Below are 18,366 nucleotides of genomic sequence, written 5' to 3' on the forward strand. Positions count from 1 at the left end.
GAAGAACACGCCCGGAACCGGGCATCGTGCGGTGGAGATGCGGGCACGATAGCATGCGCCGCCGCTGCTACCGCTACGCGCGCATCGTCGCGACCTCGTCCGCGAGCCAGCCGCGCAGTGCGACGATGCGCGGATCGTCCTGCGTGCGTTCGGGATACACGACGTGATACGCAAGGCCCGGCGCCACCCCGACGCTCACGTCGAACAGCTGCACCACGCGCCCTTCCGCGAGATCGCGCGCGATCATGTGCGGTTCCGCAAGACCGACCGCCGTGCCGTCCGTCACGGCCTGCACGACGTGGCTCGAATCCGGAAACGACACGCACCGGCTGTCGTCGAAACCGTCGATGCCGGCCGCGGCCATCCACGCCGACCAGCGCGGCCAGGTCACGCCGTCGACTTCGCAGTCGACCTGGCAGAGCGTATGGCGCAGCAGATCGCGCGGCTTGCGCAACGGCGGCCGGGCCGACAGCAGTGCCGGGCCGCAGACCGCGACGACCGACGTATCGAACAGGCGCTGCGCGCACGCGTCGCGATAGCGCCCGGTGCCGAAGCGGATCGCGACATCGACGTCGTCATCGTCGAAATCGCGCAACCGGTCGGTGATGTCGAACGTCAGCTCGAACGCCGGATGCGCGGCCCTGAAACGCGGCAGGCGCGGCAGCAGCCAGTGCGTCGCGAAACGCGCGCCGACCGACACGCGCAACTCCGTCTGCTCCCGCGCGATGCGCCGCGCCCGGGCCGTCGCGCGCTGCAGGCCCGCCAGCGCATCGGCGGCCGCGGCGGCCAGCACGACACCAGCCGGCGTCAGCCGGATGCTGCGGCTCGTGCGGACGAACAGTACGACGTCGAGCTGCGCCTCGATTTCCTTGATCTGATGACTGACCGCCGCCGGCGTCAGCCCGACCTCGTCGGCCGCCCGCGAGAAATTCAGGTGCCGCGCCGCCGCATCGAACGTCCTCAGCGCGCGCGTACCGGGCCACATGCGTTCCATCGATCTTCAAACCGGATTTGATGACCGTTCCAAAACTACTCGTTTTTCAAGATGCCATCAATCCGCAAACAATAGGCTTTCTTGACGATGCCGCGAGCCGCCCCGCGCTCGCGACCGAACCCGGAGATCCGCCGATGACCGTTGCCCCGTTCCCGTCCGTCGTTCAGCTCAACGGCGGCGCCGCCACCCCGGACGCGCTCGCGCCGCTCGCATTCGCGGGCCACGCGCATTTCACCGCGATGCAGGTGCGCGACGGCCGCGTACGCGGCCTCGACCTGCATCTCGCGCGGCTGCGCGATGCGTCGAACGCACTGTTCGGCCAGGCGTTGCCCGACACCCGGATTCGCGCGCTCCTGCGCGCTGCGCTCGAGCGCGCGCCGTCGGCGCTGTCGCTGACGGCGACCGTGCATGCGACGACGGGTGAATTCGTCGCGCCGCGCGACGACGAAGCGCTCGACGTGCTGGTGCGCACCGCCGCGCCGTCGTCGGGGCCGGCGGGCCCGCTCGATCTCGCGTTGTTCGATCACGAGCGCGTGCTGCCGGAGATCAAGCACGTCGGCGAAGTCGCCAAGACGCACTTCCTGCGCCGCGCGATCGCGCAGGGTTTCGACGATGCGGCATTCGTCGATCGCCACGGACGCATCAGCGAAGGCTCGATCTGGAACCTGGCGTTCTGGACGGGCGACGCGGTCGTGTGGCCGGTGGCCGGCATGCTCGGCGGAGTCACGATGCGCATCGTGCGCCGGCAGCTGGCGCGCCTGGGCGTCGCGCAGCACGATCGCGAACTGACGCCGGCCGACCTGCCGTCGATGGCCGGCGCCGTCGTGATGAACTCGTGGACGCCCGGTATCGCCGTGCACCGCTTCGGCACGGCGACGCTGCCGGACGCGTCGTCGTTCGTCGCCCTGCTGCATCGCGCGTACGAACAGGAGGTGCCCGTCGCGCCGTGACGCGCGGGCCCCGTGTCGGGCATGGCTCACCCGTCGACCGTCTCCGGCAGCCGCGCGATCGCCTTGATCTCGAACTGGAAGCCGTACAGCCACGTCACGCCGACGGCAGTCAGCGTCGGATGAGGCGCGTCGCCCCAGTACTCGGGGACGATCTCCCAGATCCGCTCGAACGTCGCTTCGGGATCGACGAGGAACACCGTCACGTCGACGACGTCGTCGAACGTGCAGCCGGCCGCGCGCAGTACCGCGTTCAGGTTGTCGAACGCGCGGCGGACCTGCGCGCCGAGTTCCGGTTCGGGCGAGCCGTCGTCGCGGCTGCCGACCTGCCCGGACACGAACAGGAAGCCGTTCGAGCGCAGCGCCGGCGAATAACGGTTGCGCTCGTACAGTGCCTGCCGACCGGGCGGAAAAACCACGCTACGCTTTACCATTCAGCACCTCCTTCGGTTTGTGGGGCGAAACCGCCCCGGCATCAACGATGAAGGCACTTTAAGGACGGTGGCACGGCGAATAAACCGGCAACCCTGTCCAACACTGTTTGCGCGCCCCAAACAATTCCCGACCGACGCGGAGCCCTGACCCGATGGACCGATTCGACGCAATGCAGGCGTTCGCCCGCGTGGTGGAAGCCGGCAGCTTCACGAAGGCCGCCGAGACACTGCACATGAGCCGCACCACCGTCACGCAACTCGTGCAGCAGCTCGAGGCACGGCTGCGCGTGAAGCTGTTCAACCGCACGACGCGCAAGGTCGTCGTCACCGCGGACGGCGCCGCGTACTACGACCGCGTCGTGCGGCTGCTGGCCGACATGGACGATGCCGAAACCAGCCTGTCCGCGGCGTCCGCGACGCCCCGCGGGCGGCTGCGCGTGGACGTGCCGAGCCCGTTCGCGCGCCTGATCCTGATCCCCGCGCTGCCCGCGTTCCATGCGCGCTATCCGGACATCCAGCTCGACATGGGCGTGAGCGACCGCGTGGTGGACGTGATCGGCGAGAACGTCGACTGCGTCGTGCGCGGCGGCGAGCCGACCGACCGCTCACTGGTCGCGCGGCATGTCGGCGACCTGCGGCTCGGCGTGTACGCGTCGCCGGCCTATCTCGCGCGTGCCGGCACGCCGGCTCATCCGGACGAGCTGGAGGACTCGCATCACCGGATCGTCGGGTTCCTGTGGGCGCGCACCGGCAAGGCGTTGCCGTTTGCGATGGCATACGACGGCGAGCGGATCACCGTGCGCGGACGCTACGTGCTCGCGGTCGACGACGGCAATGCGTACCTCGAGGCCGGCCTCGCCGGGCTGGGCATTCTGTGGCTGCCCGACTACATGGCCGGTGCGCATCGCGCCCGTGGCGAACTGGTGCCGCTGTTCGAGCGATGGCAGCTCGAACCGATGCCGATGTACGTCGCGTTCCCGCCGAACCGCCACGTCAGCGCGAAGCTGCGTGTCTTCATCGACTGGGCCGCCGGGCTGATCGCCGAGCATGCGCCGGTCGCGAACCGGCGCCGCGGCGCCCACGGTTCGCGCGACGCGCGCAAGACCGCGGCGACCTGAATCGCGTCGAAACGGCGGCACCATGAAAAAACCCGCGCAACGTGCGCGGGTTTTCGATCGGCCATGGCGGAACCACCAGCGACGACTCAGGCCGTCAGTGCGTGCAGCGCCTCGTCGGTGAGCCACAGCGATTCCTGCAGGTCCTGCTCGTTCAGGTTCAGGCCGTCGCCGCCGCGATCGACGACGATGAAGTCGCTGACGCCGCCGAGCGCGATCAGCGGGTGATGCCACACGCCCTTCGCATAGTTGACGCCCTGCCACCCGCTCGTCACGAACGCGCGGATCTTCGCCGGATCGAGATCGCCCGCGGGCGCCACGACGACGAGATACGGCTGGTCGTTCAGCGGCACGAACGCCTGGCTGCCGAGCGGGTGCCGTTCGAGCATCTTCACTTCGAACGGCAGCGTGCGCGGCTGGCCGCGGAACAGGTTGACGAGCGTGCGGCCGTCTTCATCGGTCACGTCGACTTTCGCGAGATCGTGGAAGCGGATCGTCGTGCCGAGGTTGATCGGGATCTGCTTTGCCCCTTCCGTTTCGATCACGTCGCCGAACGGCGCGAACGCTTCCCTGGTCAGCGGTTCGATGACAAGCGTCTTCATTTGTCGAGCGTCCCCCACAGACGCAGGCGCGACACGCCGCCGTCCGGAATGATGTTCAGTCGCACGTGCGTGACGGGGCCGAGCGACGCGATGTCCTGTTCGAAGTAGTGCTGCTTGTCCATCTGCAGCTTCTGTTCGCCGAGCAGCACCGGCCAGAACATCGACTGCGTGATCAGCGAGCTGTCCGTGCCGCCCGACACGTACGCGGCCTGGATCGAGCAGCGATCCGGATAGTTGCCCTTGAAGAACGCAGTATCGACTTCGATCTTGCGGATCACGCCCGGCTGCGCGAGCGCGATGATCGCCCAGTCGTTGCCCGGTTCGCGGCGGCGGCGGGTTTCCCAGCCGTCGCCCATGTTCACGCCTCGACCCGGCAGCAGCAGGTTCGACGCGACGCCGAAGTGCTGGTTGTTCGCGGCCACCACGTAACCGCCGTTTTCCATCGCCGCGAGATCGAACTGCTCGGTCGCGCTCGCGCCGGCCCAGTCGAGCTGCGGCTGGCCGTACACGCGCAGGCGTGCAATGCCGCCGTCCGGGTAGATGTTCACGCGCAGGTGCGTGAACGCACGCGCGTCGCTGGCGTCGACATAGTGATGGCTGTTGCCCTGCAGCGTCGTCGACGGCACGATCTCGACCCACTCGGTCGCCTGCGTCGGCGCGCCGTCGGCCACGAACGCGGCCTCGATCGACGCGGCCGGCGGAAAGTTGCCGGTGAAGTGGCTCGTGTCGATGTCGAAGCCCTTGATCACGCCCGGGCGCGCGAGCTTGACGATGCACCAGTCGTAGCCCGTCGTGCGCTTGCGGCGCGTTTCCCAGCCGTCCATCCACTTGCCGTGGTCGTCGTACTTGCCGGGAATGAAGACGGCCGGCTCGGGGTTCAGCATCCGGTCCTTCGGCGCGAAGAAATCGTCGCTGGCCTCGAGCGCCTGCGCACCGAGACGCGGGTCGGCAAGATTCACGTAGCGCCGCGTGAATTCGGGTGCGTTGGGATCGAGAAGCGGAACAGCCATGATGTTTCCTTGTTTCAGTGAGGCGATCCGGCCGCTGCGACGCAGCGGGCCGTACTGCGGTGTCAGGCGTCGATCAGGTCGTCGAGGCGAAAGCGCGCGATCCGGTAGATCTGGTCGAGGCTCGCGCGCAGTTCCTCGGTGCGCGAATGATTCACGCGCGACTCGAAGTTCGCGATGATGCCGTGCCGGTCATAACCGCGCACCGCGAGGATGAACGGGAAGCCGAACTTCTCGCGATACGTGCGGTTCAGCGTCAGCAGCTTGTCGAACTCTTCCTGCGTGCACTGGTCGAGGCCCGCGCCGCTCTGCTCGCGCGTCGACTCGGCCGTCAGCTCGCCGCGCACGGCGGCCTTGCCGGCCAGTTCCGGGTGGGCGTTGATCAGCGCGAGCTGGCGCGCTTCGCCGCCCGATTCCACTGCACCCGACATCGTCTTGTGCAGCGCGTCGATGCTCGCAAACGGCCGCTCGCCGGCGGCGACTTCGGCCACCCACGGCGAATGTTCGAAGATCCCCGACAGCGCCGCGACAAATGCGCTCGGCGCCATCGTGTTCAGTTGATCCAACGTGTAGCGCATCGCCTTCATGCTTTCCCTTCGTTTCGATGATTGGGCTGATACGGATGATGTTCACGCCAGTGACGCGCGATATCGACACGGCGCGTCACCCATACGCGATCGTGCTTCTCGATGTGATCGAGGAAACGCTGCAGCCCGCGGAAACGGCCCGGCCGGCCGAGCAGCCGGCAGTGCATGCCGATCGACAGCATCTTCGGCGCTTCGTCGCCCTCCGCGTACAGCACGTCGAACGCGTCGCGCAGGTAGTCGAAGAAGTGATCGCCGGTGTTGAAGCCCTGCGGCGTCGCGAAGCGCATGTCGTTCGTGTCGAGCGTGTACGGCACGATCAGCTGCGGCGACGTCTTGCCGCCCGACACTTCGACGTCCATCCAGAACGGAAGATCGTCGCCGTAGTTGTCGGAGTCGTACAGGAAACCGCCGTATTCCGCGACGAGACGGTGCGTGTTGGGGCTGTCGCGGCCGGTGTACCAGCCGAGCGGGCGCTCGCCCGTCACGCGCTCGATCGCTTCCATCCCGAGGCGCATGTGCTCGGCCTCGAGTTCCGGCGCCATGCTCTGGTAGTGGATCCAGCGCCAGCCGTGGCACGCGATTTCATGGCCCAGCTCGACGAACGCGCGTGCGAGCTCCGGGTGGCGTTCGATCGCCATGCCAACGCCGAATACCGTCAGCGGCATCCCGCGCTTCTCGAATTCGCGCAGGATGCGCCACACGCCGGCCCGCGAGCCGTATTCGTAGATCGACTCCATGCTCATGTGGCGGTCGGGATACGCGGCCGCGCCGACGATTTCGGACAGGAACTGCTCGGAGCCCGGATCGCCGTGCAGCACGCAGTTCTCGCCGCCCTCTTCGTAGTTCAGCACGAATTGCACGGCGACGCGGGCGCGCCCCGGCCAGTTCGCCTGCACGGGATGGCGGCCGTAGCCGATCAGGTCGCGAGGATAGTTGGGATCGAGTGACATGGTTCGAGGTGCGGCAAAAGCTCGCTGAAATAATGGGTTCGCATCGACCGCGCGGGTGCCGGAGGCCGGCTGCGCAAGCCGATGCGATGACGGCCCAGTGTAGCGAAAACGCCCATACGCGCCCATACAGCGGCGCAGATAGTGCGTGTCAGACGGTGTGTATGTGCGGTTGCGGCAAATTCGGGGCCGGCTCCGCCTCGTCCCCGTCCGGCGGGCTGAAGCGGGCGAACGCGCCGTCGTAGCGCTTGGGCAGCGGCCGCGCGTAATCGCCGCGCTTCGCCGTCGCGAGGCGCAGCGCGACGAGCGCCTCGGCCCACTTGACCGCCGCCGTGACGCCCTCGACCACCGGCGCGCCGATCTGCTGCTCGATTTCGTGCGCGAACTCGGCCATCCCCGCGCAGCCGAGCACGATCGCGTCGGCACCGTCCTCGTCGAGCGCGCGCCGGCATTCGTCGACGATGATCCGCCGCGCGGCCGAGCCCGGCCGGTCGAGCTCGAGCACCGCGACGTCGGTCGCGCGCACGTTGCGGCAGAACCGCTTCATTCCGTAGCGCTCCGCGAGGTGCCACGCCATCCCGCAGGTGCGCGCGAGCGTCGTGACGACCGAGAAGCCCGGCGCGAGCACGCTCGCCGCATGCATCGCGGCCTCGGCAATGCCGATCACCGGCCCGCGCGCGAGTTCGCGCGCCGCGTACAGGCCCGGATCGCCGAAGCACGCGATCACGTATGCGTCGCAGCCATCGCGCTCGCCTTGTGCGATCTCGGCAAGCAGCCCCGGTGTCGCGAGCGCCTCGTCGTAATACCCTTCGATCGACGGCGGCCCCATCGGCGGGCTCACCGCCACGATCTCCGTGCCGGCGGCCGCGACCTCGCGCGCGCAGCGGCCCATCGCGTCGGTCATCCGCTGCGTCGTATTCGGATTGATCAGCCGGATCTTCATCGCACGCTCCTCAGGCCTTCGTGTTCACGAGCAGCCGGTAGAACACGAAGCCGAGCCCCGCGCCGATGAACCACGAGAAGTTCGCGACGCCCTGCCAGCCCGGCACCATCACGCACACGATCGCGATCACCGCGGCCGGCAACAGCGCGACGAGCGCGCGGCGGTTCACGCCGCCCGTGTACCAGTACGTCCCGCTTTCCGACATCGTGTACAGGTCGTCGCGCACGAGCCGGCCGCGCTTGACGAGATAGAAGTCCGCAATCAGCACGCCGTACAGCGGGCCGATGAACGCGCCCAGCACGTCGAGCGTGTAGTGGATCACGGCCGGGTTGTTGAACAGGTTCCACGGCGTGATGAAGATCGACGCGACGGCCGCGAGCATCCCGCCCGCGCGCCAGCTGATCAGGCGCGGCGCGACGTTCGAGAAGTCGAACGCGGGCGACACGAAGTTCGCGACGATGTTGATGCCGATCGTCGCGATCGTGAACGTCAGCGCGCCGAGGATCACCGCGGTCGGATGGTCGATGCGGCCGACCGTCTCGACCGGGTCGGTGATGAGTTCGCCGAACACGGGCAAGGTCGCTGCCGTCGTGATCACCGTGACGAGCGAGAACGCGAGGAAGTTGACCGGCAGCCCCCAGAAATTGCCGCGCTTCACGTCGCCGAACGAGCGGCAGTAGCGCGAGAAATCGCCGAAGTTCAGCATCGGCCCGGAGAAGTACGACACGACCAGCGATACGGCCGTGATCATCACCGGAATCACTTCCGCGCCGTGATACTTGACGCCGCCGAGGTTGATGCCGATGTTGCGCCAGCCCGCGCGCCACACCATGTAGCCGGCGAGGATGAACATCACGACGTAGACGGCCGGCCCCGCGAAGTCGATGAACTTCTTGATCGTCTCCATCCCGTTCCAGAACACGAACGCCTGGAGCACCCACAGCAGCATGAAGCCGGCCCAGCCCACCGCCGACAGCCCGAGGAAGCCGTAGCGATGCACGTCCGCGTAAGGCAGCCATTGCGGGAAGAATTTCAGCACGACGATCACGAGCGCGCTCGACGCGAGATAGGTCTGGATGCCGTACCACGCGATCGCGATCAGCCCGCGAATCACGGCCGGCACGTTCGCACCGAGCACGCCGAACGTCGCGCGGCACGCGACCGGGTACGGCACGCCGATCTGCTGGCTCGGCCGTGCGATCAGGTTGCACAGCACGTTCACGAGGCTGATCCCGACGATCAGCGCGATCAGCACCTGCCAGCTCGTCAGCCCGAGCGCGAACAGGCTGCCCGCGAACACGTAGCCGCCCACGCTGTGCACATCCGACATCCAGAACGCGAAGATATTGTACGAACCCCATGTCTGGTTTTTCAGGGGTGCCAAATCTTCGTTATACAGACGTTCGCTGTAACCCTTCGGCAGCGTCGGGTCGCCGCCCTCGCCGCCTTCTTCCGCCGGATAAGCGCTATCGTGCGCCACACTGAACTGAGCCATGACTTCTCCTTGACGCGACCGGATGGCCGCTCCACCGTCATCGATATCGCTCCGGATCGACGCCCGGAGTCGGACCAGCGGCCCGCGGCAAACGCCGCGGGCCTGCATTTCGCTCGTTATGTGGCGCGCGGCCGGGTTCGCGTCGCCGCTCAGGCGCCGCCGAACACTTCGCGCAAATCGACCTGCCCTTGTGCGGGCCGGTCCAGCATCTTCAGTTCGACATGCTGCAGGTGGTGCGCCATCAGCGTCACCGCCCGCTTCGGATCGCCCGCTTCCAGCGCGGCGAGGATCTCTTCGTGGTCGTCGCACGAGCACGGGCTGCGCCCGTGCGATTCGTACAGCGCCGACATCAGCGTCGAGCGTGCGACGAGCCCTTCGAGGCACTCGCTGAGCGTCGCATTGCCCATCAGCGTGGCGAGCGCCGTGTGGAATTCGCCCGACAGCCGGATCCACGCCGCGAAGTCGTGCCGCTCGAACGCCTTGCGTTCCTTGTCGATCAGCGCGGCGACGCCCTTCAGCCGCTTCGCGCCGGGCCCGGTCGCGAGCCGCTCGACCACGGCGAGCTCGATGATCCGGCGCATCTCGAACACCTCGTGCACGTCCTGCAGCGTCGGGCTCGCGACGAACGCGCCGCGGTTCGGCTCGAGCTCGACGAGCTTGTCGGTCGCGAGCTGCGCAAGCGCCTGGCGGATCGTCCCGCGCTTCACGCCGAATACGTCGCAGAGCTGCGCCTCCGTCAGCTTCGAACCAGGCGCGAGCCGATGCTCGAGGATCGCCGTGCGGATCCGCTCGGCGATCGCTTCGGGGCTGGCTGCACCGGACAGGTGGGCTTCGGGCTCGTTCATGATCGGCATCGTGTGATGATCCTCATCCTAGGGCGGACATAAAGATTGTCAACAATTCTTTTCCGGCATTGCGCACAATCGGCGTGCATCGACGCGACCCCGTTCGGTGCATGATGCGTCGAATCCATGCACGACAAGGCCTAGACGTACGACAGAGGCCCTTCTCGTCGTATACCCTTCCGGCTTTTTTGTTGACAAAACTGGTGCAAAATTCGGCGACCGTGCTGCGGATGTCGACGAAAAAACTTGATCGTTAGTTGCGCGCTTACCTAAAGAAAAAGGCGGGAAACCCGCCTTTCGATCGATCGCGCCCATCTCAACCGAGGTGCGGATAGTCGGACAGCGTGAGCCGGAAACCGTGCGCATTCGCGACCAGCTGCGCGTGCGCGCCGAACGGCAGCGTCAGCAGGTCGGGCACGTGGCCGAACTGGAGCCCCGTGATGACCGGAATCCCGACCACCGCACGCACCTGCTCGATCATCGCCTGCATGTCGTAGCCGTTGTCGTACTCGAACGGCCGCGCACCGGTGAACTGGCCGAGCACCAGCGCCTGCTGGCGTGCGAGCAGCCCCGACAGGTGCAGTTGATAGATCATCCGTTCGATCCGGAACGGCTGCTCGTTGACGTCCTCGATGAACAGGATGCCGCCTTCGATGTCGGGCATGTACGGCGTGCCGACGAGCGACGAGAGGATCGCGAGGTTGCCGCCCCACAGCGTGCCCGTCACGTTCACGCTCTGCACCTGCGGCGCGTCGGCGACGATCGTCGTGCTCGGCTGCGTCAGCGTCTGCCAGAAGTGCTGCATCGTGAAGTCGCTCGGCGTTTCCGCGCCGAAATCGGCGGACAGCATCGGGCCGCCGAACGTCTTGATGCGTGCCTTCGCATACAGCGCGAGCTGGAGTGCCGTGAAGTCGCTGTGGCCGACGAGCGCGACCGGCTGGTCGCGCAGCCTGCGTTCGAGCCCGCGATAGTCGAGCCCGTGCAGGATGCGCGCGGCGCCGTAGCCGCCGCGCACCGCCAGCGCGATGTCCGGCAGCGGCCGCTCGGGATCGGCAAGACGGTTCAGGTCGCCTGCCCGCTCGCCGTCGGTGCCGCCGAACCGCTGGAAGCGCCGCTGCGTCGCCTCGATGTTCTCGATGCGGTGCTGCGCGGTGCTGAGGCGCTCGAGCGCGCGGTTGATCGCGTCGGGGTCGTGCGGATAGCCGGACGGCGCAAGCAGCCGGATGGTGTAGGACGCGGCGGGCTGGAAGGACATGGCGAAAGGTGTCGGGTCGTCAAACCTGCTTAGAGGGTCTGAACCGTCTCCGGTTCACGAAGCCGTGCATGCCCCGGCTTGGGTCGGGGCGGCGGGCGCGCCTATGACGCGCCGGATTCGGCGTCGCGGGCCAGCCGCGCTTCGCGCAGCGCGCGACGGCGCTCGGCGAAGAACGACTTCAGCGCGGCGCCGCACTCGTCCGCGAGCACGCCGCCGGTCACTTCGGTATGGTGGTTCAGCTGCGGATTCGCGAACGCGTCGATCACGCTGCCGCAGGCGCCCGTCTTCGGATCGGCGGCGCCGTAGACGACCCGCGCGATACGCGCATGCATAATCGCGCCCGCGCACATCAGGCACGGTTCGAGCGTCACGAACAGCTCGCAGCCGGGCATCCGGTAATTCTGCAGATGCTGCGCGGCCATGCGCAGCGCGGCCATTTCCGCATGGGCCGACGGGTCGTGCCCGCCGATCGGATGGTTGAAGCCGCGCGCGATCACTTCATCGCCGCGCACGAGCACCGCACCGACCGGCACTTCGCCGGCCGCGCGCGCCTCTTCGGCGGCGGCCTGCGCGAGACGCATGAAATGCAGGTCGCGCGCCGATACGGGCGCAGCTTCGGGAACGGGGGAATCGGCGGCGGGTTCGGCCGCCGGGGTGTCTGCCGGGCGGGCTGCGTCGTGCAGCGCGTCGGACGTCACATCGGCCCCGCTTCGGCGGACGCTTCGTCGAGCCCGCGCTCGCACAGGCGCTCCGCGATGCGCCGGCAGTAATCGCGCGGCATCACCATCGGGCCGCCGCGCAGCGATTCGAGCGCCATGTCGAGCGCGAGGATCTTCGCCTGCAGCCGGCACCGCGCGGCACGGTCGCTGACCGCCTGCACTTCGTCGTGCAGGTTGCGCAGCGCGCGCAATTGCTCGACGGCCGGCGGCACGAAGCCCGCATTCTTCAGGATACGGTTGGCCACCCGCACCTCCTCGGGCACGAGCAGGTCGTCATCCAGCGCCTGCGGCGCGCCGGTACCCGGCAAATCGTCGAACTCGCCCCGCGCGGCGGCGGCGGCAATACGTTGTTCGACCAGGGCGTCAAGCAATCTCATCAGTCAATCGGAACAATGCGGCAGGCCGAATTCTAGCAGGGTGACGCGGGTATGACAGGCCCTTCGAAGATATGCTCGACATTGCGTTTTAGGGGCCGAATCGCCGCGCATGCGTGCCGATCGGCATCATTTGCCGCGCTGCTGCGCCGCAGCGGGCTGCGGGCTGTCCAGACACCCGCGAACGGACGCAATGCCGGCCCCGTTTTTTGTCAGTGGCGACGCGGGCCGAGCCGCGCCGATACGGTGAAATTCAGGCCGCCGTGTTTCCGCCGCCGGGTCACGCGGCCACCGTTTCCGGCCGCGCTTTCGCGAACGGGCGGAACATCATCGCCATCAGGAACGCGCCGACGCCGATCGCGAACGAACCGACGTACAACCAGCCATAGCTGCCAAACGTATCGACGATCAGGCCGCCGGCCACGGGGCCCGCGGCCATCCCGAGGCTGCCGGCCATCGCGCAGCCGCCGATCACGGTGCCCATCATCCGCAACGGGAAGTTCTCGCGCGCGAGCACCGAATACAGCGGCATCACGCCCGCATAGATGAAGCCGAACAAGGTCGCGACCGCGTAGAACCCGTCGAGCGTGCGCACGAAGTCGTACCCGAGCGCGCCGAGCGCCTGCGCAAACAGCCCGGCCACCAGCGTGCGCTTCGCGCCGATGCGGTCGCCCAGGATCCCGAACGCGATCCGGCCGCCCATGCCGGCGAGCCCTTCGACGCTGTAGATCGACACCGCGACGATCAACGGAATCCCGCAAGTCACCGCGTAGCTGACCGTATGGAAGATCGGGCCGGAATGCGTCGCGCAACAGAAGAAGTTGGTCAGCAGCAGCACGATGAACTGCGGCGAACGCAGCGCGTGCGCGACCGACATCGCCGCGGGGTCGCCGGCCGGCGCGGGAGCCGCGGAGGCCGCCGGGGCCGCATGCGCGCCGTCGAGCGCGGGCGCCCGGCGCACCAGCAACGACACCGGAATCATCACGACGGCCGCCAGCGCCGCAATCAGCAGCATCGACGTGCGCCAGTCGCGCACCGACACGAGCCACGCGGCCAGCGGGGCCATCGTCATCGGCGCCATTCCCATGCCGGCCGACACGAGCGACACCGCCAGGCTGCGGTGCGTGTCGAACCAGCCCGTCACGCATGCCATCATCGGCGCGAATATCGCGGCCGTCGCACCGCCGACGGCGAGGCCGAAAGTCAGCTGGAACGCGAGCAGCGACGGCGCGCGGCTCGCCAGCGCCAGGCTTGCCGACAGCAGGACGGCACCCGTCATGACGACCGGGCGCGTGCCGACGCGGTCCGACAGGCTGCCCCACCCCATGCTCGCGAAAGCCATCGCGATGAAGCCGAGCGTCATCGCGCCGGAAATGCCGGTCATCGACCAGCCGGTGTCGCGCGCGATCGCGCGCAGGAAAACGGGCAGCGAAAACATCGCGCCGATGGCGATGCAGCCCATCAAGCCGCCCGCGGCGACGATGACCCAGCGGTATCGGGAATCCGGCATGGGATGTCTCCTTTTCGTTACGGCAATCCTCGGTACCCGGGCGCTACCCGCACGGTGCAATGCCCGGTCGACATGGATACGACGGGCGACGCATCGGGAAATCGACACGCGCGGCACATGCGCCCGCGAATTTCCTTGATTGTCCGCCGCTCCACTTCGCCCGTCATGGGTGGATCGGATCGACACCGCACGCCGGATCGTCCGTCCGGTCCGCCCCTGCCGCCGTGCTTTTCCGGAATCGGAAAGTCGAAATCAGAAATCGTTGGTTGGGACGCGCGATCGCGCTGACTACACTCGAGCGATCTTGTCATAACAAGTTGATCGATGACCTCACCCAACGTCGTGCCGCTGTCGGCGGCCCCGCTCTACGTGCAGATCAAGGACACGCTGCGCGCACGCATCCTCGACGGCACCTATGCGCCGCACAGCCGGATGCCTTCGGAGCACGAACTCTGCGCGGCGTTCGGCGTCAGCCGGATCACGGTGCGCCAGGCGCTCGGCGATCTGCAGAAGGAAGGACTGCTGTTCAAGCTGCACGGCAAGGGCACCTTCGTGTCGAAACCGAAGGCATTCCAGAACGTGACGTCGCTGCAGGGCTTCGCCGAGGCGATGTCGTCGATGGGCTACGAGATCGTCAACCAGGTGCGCAGTGTCCGCACCGTCAAGGCCGACCGCCATCTCGCAACGAAGCTGAACGTGCCGGAAGGCGCGCCGCTCGTCGAGATTCACCGCGTGCGGCTGCTGAACCGCGAGCCCGTGTCGCTCGAACAGACCTGGGTGCCCGAGGCACTCGGCAAGCGCCTCGCGGGTGCCGATCTCGCGACCCGCGACATCTTCCTCGTGCTGGAAAACGACTGCGGCATTCCGCTCGGCCATGCCGACGTGTCGATCGACGCGATCCTCGCCGACGACGAGATCGTCGACGCGCTGCACGTCGAGGAAAGCAGCCCCGTGCTGCGCATCGAGCGCCTCACGCATGACGCGTCGGGTGCACCGATCGACTACGAATACCTGTACTTCCGCGGCGATGCCTTCCAGTACCGGCTGCGCATCGACCGGCAAAAACCGCGCAAACCTGCAAGGAAACAACGATGACTACCCATGTGCTCGAATACGACATCGTCGTGGTCGGCGGCGGCACGGCCGGCCCGATGGCGGCGATCAAGGCGAAGGAGCGCGACCCGTCCCTGCGCGTGCTGCTGCTCGAAAAAGCCAACGTGAAACGCAGCGGCGCGATCTCGATGGGGATGGACGGCCTGAACAACGCGGTGATTCCCGGGCATGCGACGCCCGAGCAATACACGCGCGAGATCACGATCGCCAACGACGGGATCGTCGACCAGGAAGCCGTGTACGCGTATGCGACACACAGCTTCGCGACGATCGAGCAGCTCGACCGCTGGGGTGTGAAGTTCGAGAAGGACGGCACCGGCGACTATGCGGTGAAGAAGGTCCATCACATGGGTTCGTACGTGCTGCCGATGCCGGAAGGACACGACATCAAGAAGGTGCTGTACCGGCAACTGAAGCGCGCGCACATCGCGATCACGAACCGGATCGTCGCGACGCGCGTGCTGACCGACGCACAGGGCCGCGCGAGCGGCGTACTCGGCTTCGACTGCCGCACGGCCGAGTTCCACGTGATCCGCGCGAAGGCCGTGATTCTCTGCTGCGGCGCGGCCGGCCGCCTCGGCCTGCCGGCCTCGGGCTACCTGATGGGCACGTACGAGAACCCGACCAACGCGGGCGACGGCTACGCAATGGCCTATCACGCCGGTGCCGCGCTCGCGAATCTCGAATGCTTCCAGATCAATCCGCTGATCAAGGACTACAACGGCCCCGCGTGCGCGTACGTGACGGGCCCGCTCGGCGGATTCACCGCGAACGGCAAGGGCGAACGCTTCATCGAATGCGACTACTGGAGCGGCCAGATGATGTGGGAGTTCTACCAGGAACTGCAAAGCGGCAACGGCCCCGTGTTCCTCAAGCTCGATCATCTCGCGGAGGAAACGATCCAGACCATCGAGCAGATCCTGCATACGAACGAGCGGCCGAGCCGCGGCCGCTTCCATGCGGGGCGCGGCACCGACTACCGCAGCCAGATGGTCGAGATGCACATCTCCGAGATCGGTTTCTGCAGCGGCCACAGCGCGTCCGGCGTGTACGTGAACGCACGCGCGGAGACGACCGTGCCCGGCCTCTACGCGGCCGGCGACATGGCGGCCGTCCCGCACAACTACATGCTCGGCGCATTTACGTACGGCTGGTTTGCCGGGCAGAACGCGGCCGACTACGTGGTCGGCCGCGAGCATGCGCCGGTGAACGACGAACAGGTCGCCGCCGAACGCAAGCGCGTGCTTGCCCCGCTGCTGCGCGAGCGCGGCCTGGCACCGGCGCAGGTCGAATACAAGCTGCGCCGCATGGTGAACGACTATCTGCAACCGCCGAAGGTGACACGCAAAATGGAAATCGGGCTGCAGCGCTTCGATGCCATTGCCGAGGATATCGAAGAGATAAAGGCAAGCCATCCGCACGAACTGATGCGCGCCGCCGAGGTGCGCGCGATCCGCGACTGCGCGGAAATGGCCGCGCGCGCGTCGCTGTTCCGCACCGAGAGCCGCTGGGGGCTGTACCACCATCGCGTCGACTTTCCGCATCGCAACGACGCCGAATGGTTCTGCCACACCTGGCTGCGCAAGGACGCCGACGGCGCGATGCGCAGCGAGAAGCGCCCGGTCGAACCGTACGTCGTGCCGCTCGCCGACGACGATCGCGGCGCCTACACGAATCTGCGCATCCGCGAACCGGCCGCGCTCGCGGCCGCCCTCTGAGGAGCCCCACCGTGCCCCATACCCCGCACGACATCTTCCTGCGCAGCAGCGCGCCCGTGACGATCGACGAGGAACGCTGCATTGCCGACAAGGGCTGCACCGTCTGCGTCGACGTGTGCCCGCTCGACCTGCTCGCGATCGACGTGACCAAGGGCAAGGCCTACATGCAGTTCGACGAATGCTGGTACTGCATGCCGTGCGAGCGCGACTGCCCGACCGGCGCGGTCAAGGTCGACATCCCTTACCTGCTGCGCTGAGCGCGCGCGGCCGGTCGTCGTCGTGCCGCCCGCGCGGGCCGTGCATCGACGACGTGACGGCCGGGCCGGCGTTCGCCAGGTTCGCGTCGCCATGCCGCGCCGCCCATGCATCGCGCTGCGCGAGCAGCGGCTTTTTCACCGAACCGATCCTTTGCCCATGACCGCTTTCTCTTCCACCGCCTCGCTGCCCGGCACGCACGATCCGGATCGTGCCGCACTCGCCCTCCGCCTCGCCGCGCCCGACGCATCCGTGCGCCGCATCGCACTGATCGAGCTTGCCGATCTCGAGGAATCCGATCTGGTGCCGTCATTCGTTGCGGCACTGTGCGACGATCCGTCGGCCGACGTACGCAGCGAGGCTGCGCGCGTGCTCGGCGCATGGGAACAGCCCGACGTCGTCGACGCACTGTGCGGCGCATTGCTCGATCCGGACGAAGGTGTACGCGCCACCGCCGCGCAGAGCCTGTCCGAACTGAAGGACGCGGCATCGGGTGCCGTGCTGTGCCGATGGGCCGACCGGCCCGAGTCGTTCGTGCGCCGTGCCGTGCTGCGCGGGTTGCGCGAGTTGCGCGACCCCGGCGCGTTCGCGCCCGCGCTGCGCGCACTCGATGCCGAACACGCCGCCGTGCGCGCCGAAGCCGTCGCGGTGCTCGGCTGGCTCAGGGATCCGCGTGCGCTGCCGTCGCTCGCGTGCATCGCGACCACCGATGCCGCAGCGGATGTGCGACGCGCCGCGGTCAGCGCGATCGGGTTCGCGACACCCGACGATGCGGCCACCATCGACGCACTGCTCGCCGCGCTGCGCGACCGCGAATGGCAGGTGCGCGAGGAAGCGGCCACGACGCTCGGCAAGTTGCGTGTCGCGGCCGCGCGCGACCCGCTCGCCGCCGCGCTCGACGACGACTACTGGCAGGTGCGCTTGCGCGCCGCGCGTGCGCTCGGGCAACTGCGCGATGCTGCTGCGGCGCCGGCCGTCGCCGCACTGCTGTCGCATGCGATCAGCAACCTGCGCAAGGAAGCCGCGCTTGCGCTCGGTGAATTGCGCGACCGCGAGACGTTGGCCGCGCTCACCCACGCGCTGGAGGATCACGATCCGGAAGTACGCAAAGCCGTGCGAATCGCGATCCGGCAAATCGACGAGACGTCGCGATGATCGCGCCGACCGAAATTGCACTCGATCACGCTGCACGCACGTTGACGCTCCGCTGGCCGGACGGTCGCACGCAGCGCATCGGTTATGCGCAGCTGCGCGGCGATTGCCCGTGTGCGGAATGCCGAAGGATCCGGCTCGACGGCGGTCGTGTCGATGCGCGGCCCGACCTGACGCTGGCCGGCCTCGAAGCAGCCGGCTACGGCATCCGCGCCCTCTTCGGCGACGGCCATGCCCGCGGCATCTATCCGTGGCCGTTTTTGGCTGACATGGCTGACATTGCTGATGGGGCGGACACGACGACGCGGCCGTGACGTAGCTCCCGCGGGTGCGCGGACGACATGGCAGACGTGC

General features: G+C 67.7%; 21 protein-coding genes. 7 read left to right on the plus strand and 14 right to left on the minus strand.

Translation table 11 applies throughout. The features are described 5' to 3' along the window. Positions 1-73 precede the first annotated feature (73 nt). Positions 74-994 carry a LysR substrate-binding domain-containing protein gene (locus tag ACTJLD_RS26595; protein ID WP_440659947.1) on the minus strand — a complete coding sequence of 307 codons (921 nt, stop codon included), beginning with the start codon at positions 992-994 and terminating at the stop codon, positions 74-76. A gap of 134 nt (positions 995-1,128) precedes the next feature. On the opposite strand from ACTJLD_RS26595, the gene ACTJLD_RS26600 reads away from it, so the two are divergent. Next, positions 1,129-1,944, plus strand: coding sequence for an aminotransferase class IV family protein (locus ACTJLD_RS26600; protein ID WP_440659949.1), 816 nt, complete (start codon positions 1,129-1,131; stop codon positions 1,942-1,944). 26 nt (positions 1,945-1,970) lie between these two features. Here ACTJLD_RS26600 and ACTJLD_RS26605 read toward each other — a convergent pair whose 3' ends face one another. Continuing rightward, entirely contained in the window at positions 1,971-2,375 is a 405-nt protein-coding gene (locus ACTJLD_RS26605; protein ID WP_124816964.1) for a RidA family protein, read from the minus strand. 152 nt (positions 2,376-2,527) lie between these two features. Between ACTJLD_RS26605 and ACTJLD_RS26610 the strand changes: the two genes are divergently transcribed. Continuing rightward, on the plus strand, positions 2,528-3,493 hold the full coding sequence (locus ACTJLD_RS26610; protein WP_440659951.1) for a LysR substrate-binding domain-containing protein: 966 nt from the start codon (positions 2,528-2,530) through the stop codon (positions 3,491-3,493). Positions 3,494-3,579: 86 nt separating this feature from the next. Here the strand turns inward: ACTJLD_RS26610 and ACTJLD_RS26615 are convergent, their stop codons facing one another. The 11 genes from ACTJLD_RS26615 to ACTJLD_RS26665 form a co-directional block, all read right to left on the minus strand. Next, a complete protein-coding gene (locus ACTJLD_RS26615; protein ID WP_027787131.1) occupies positions 3,580-4,092 on the minus strand; it encodes an ureidoglycolate lyase in 513 nt (170 codons plus the stop codon). After that, positions 4,089-5,102 carry an allantoicase gene (gene alc / locus ACTJLD_RS26620; protein ID WP_027787130.1) on the minus strand — a complete coding sequence of 338 codons (1,014 nt, stop codon included), beginning with the start codon at positions 5,100-5,102 and terminating at the stop codon, positions 4,089-4,091. The genes ACTJLD_RS26615 and alc overlap by 4 nt, the downstream gene beginning before the upstream one ends. 62 nt (positions 5,103-5,164) lie before the next feature. After that, complete coding sequence (uraD, locus tag ACTJLD_RS26625; protein ID WP_027787129.1) at positions 5,165-5,686, minus strand: 2-oxo-4-hydroxy-4-carboxy-5-ureidoimidazoline decarboxylase; 522 nt, start codon at positions 5,684-5,686, stop codon at positions 5,165-5,167. Further along, positions 5,683-6,636: an allantoinase PuuE gene (gene puuE / locus ACTJLD_RS26630; protein ID WP_059694654.1), complete on the minus strand. Its 954-nt coding sequence runs from the start codon at positions 6,634-6,636 to the stop codon at positions 5,683-5,685. Before puuE ends, uraD begins: the two co-directional genes overlap by 4 nt. Before the next feature lie 148 nt (positions 6,637-6,784). Continuing rightward, positions 6,785-7,576: an aspartate/glutamate racemase family protein gene (locus tag ACTJLD_RS26635; RefSeq protein WP_048020956.1), complete on the minus strand. Its 792-nt coding sequence runs from the start codon at positions 7,574-7,576 to the stop codon at positions 6,785-6,787. 10 nt (positions 7,577-7,586) lie between these two features. Then, positions 7,587-9,071 carry an NCS1 family nucleobase:cation symporter-1 gene (locus tag ACTJLD_RS26640; RefSeq protein ID WP_059694659.1) on the minus strand — a complete coding sequence of 495 codons (1,485 nt, stop codon included), beginning with the start codon at positions 9,069-9,071 and terminating at the stop codon, positions 7,587-7,589. A 149-nt stretch (positions 9,072-9,220) separates the two neighbouring features. After that, positions 9,221-9,925, minus strand: a complete 705-nt coding sequence (locus tag ACTJLD_RS26645) for a GntR family transcriptional regulator (RefSeq protein ID WP_027787125.1) — start codon at positions 9,923-9,925, stop codon at positions 9,221-9,223. Positions 9,926-10,232: 307 nt separating this feature from the next. Then, positions 10,233-11,171 carry a muramoyltetrapeptide carboxypeptidase gene (gene ldcA, locus ACTJLD_RS26650; protein ID WP_091920959.1) on the minus strand — a complete coding sequence of 313 codons (939 nt, stop codon included), beginning with the start codon at positions 11,169-11,171 and terminating at the stop codon, positions 10,233-10,235. A 101-nt stretch (positions 11,172-11,272) separates the two neighbouring features. After that, entirely contained in the window at positions 11,273-11,869 is a 597-nt protein-coding gene (gene tadA / locus ACTJLD_RS26655) for a tRNA adenosine(34) deaminase TadA (protein WP_440659953.1), read from the minus strand. After that, positions 11,866-12,267 carry a DnaJ family domain-containing protein gene (locus ACTJLD_RS26660; RefSeq protein WP_006478536.1) on the minus strand — a complete coding sequence of 134 codons (402 nt, stop codon included), beginning with the start codon at positions 12,265-12,267 and terminating at the stop codon, positions 11,866-11,868. Before ACTJLD_RS26660 ends, tadA begins: the two co-directional genes overlap by 4 nt. A 277-nt stretch (positions 12,268-12,544) precedes the next feature. Beyond that, positions 12,545-13,774 (minus strand): MFS transporter, encoded by a 1,230-nt coding sequence (locus ACTJLD_RS26665; protein WP_027787123.1) that lies wholly within the window; start codon positions 13,772-13,774, stop codon positions 12,545-12,547. A gap of 324 nt (positions 13,775-14,098) precedes the next feature. Here ACTJLD_RS26665 and ACTJLD_RS26670 point away from each other — a divergent pair, with 324 nt between their 5' ends. The 3 genes from ACTJLD_RS26670 to ACTJLD_RS26680 are packed head-to-tail and all read left to right on the plus strand — an operon-like array spanning position 14,099 to position 16,862. Beyond that, positions 14,099-14,869 carry a GntR family transcriptional regulator gene (locus ACTJLD_RS26670; RefSeq protein ID WP_059694668.1) on the plus strand — a complete coding sequence of 257 codons (771 nt, stop codon included), beginning with the start codon at positions 14,099-14,101 and terminating at the stop codon, positions 14,867-14,869. Then, the gene (locus ACTJLD_RS26675) at positions 14,866-16,605 is read left to right on the plus strand and encodes a fumarate reductase/succinate dehydrogenase flavoprotein subunit (protein ID WP_440659956.1); all 1,740 of its coding nucleotides are present in this window, start codon (positions 14,866-14,868) and stop codon (positions 16,603-16,605) included. The genes ACTJLD_RS26670 and ACTJLD_RS26675 overlap by 4 nt, the downstream gene beginning before the upstream one ends. A gap of 11 nt (positions 16,606-16,616) precedes the next feature. After that, a complete protein-coding gene (locus ACTJLD_RS26680; RefSeq protein ID WP_006764074.1) occupies positions 16,617-16,862 on the plus strand; it encodes a 4Fe-4S dicluster domain-containing protein in 246 nt (81 codons plus the stop codon). On the opposite strand, the gene ACTJLD_RS26685 is transcribed toward ACTJLD_RS26680, so the two are convergent. After that, complete coding sequence (locus ACTJLD_RS26685) at positions 16,831-17,001, minus strand: hypothetical protein (RefSeq protein WP_155687564.1); 171 nt, start codon at positions 16,999-17,001, stop codon at positions 16,831-16,833. The two genes, ACTJLD_RS26680 and ACTJLD_RS26685, sit on opposite strands and share 32 nt — an antisense overlap. An 18-nt stretch (positions 17,002-17,019) precedes the next feature. On the opposite strand from ACTJLD_RS26685, the gene ACTJLD_RS26690 reads away from it, so the two are divergent. Then, positions 17,020-18,015, plus strand: a complete 996-nt coding sequence (locus ACTJLD_RS26690; protein ID WP_440659958.1) for a HEAT repeat domain-containing protein — start codon at positions 17,020-17,022, stop codon at positions 18,013-18,015. After that, entirely contained in the window at positions 18,012-18,326 is a 315-nt protein-coding gene (locus tag ACTJLD_RS26695) for a gamma-butyrobetaine hydroxylase-like domain-containing protein (RefSeq protein WP_321907458.1), read from the plus strand. Before ACTJLD_RS26690 ends, ACTJLD_RS26695 begins: the two co-directional genes overlap by 4 nt. The last annotated feature ends 40 nt before the right edge of the window (positions 18,327-18,366 follow it).

Source organism: Burkholderia sp. 22088 (genome assembly GCF_052045915.1).
GTDB classification, from domain to species: domain Bacteria; phylum Pseudomonadota; class Gammaproteobacteria; order Burkholderiales; family Burkholderiaceae; genus Burkholderia; species Burkholderia cepacia.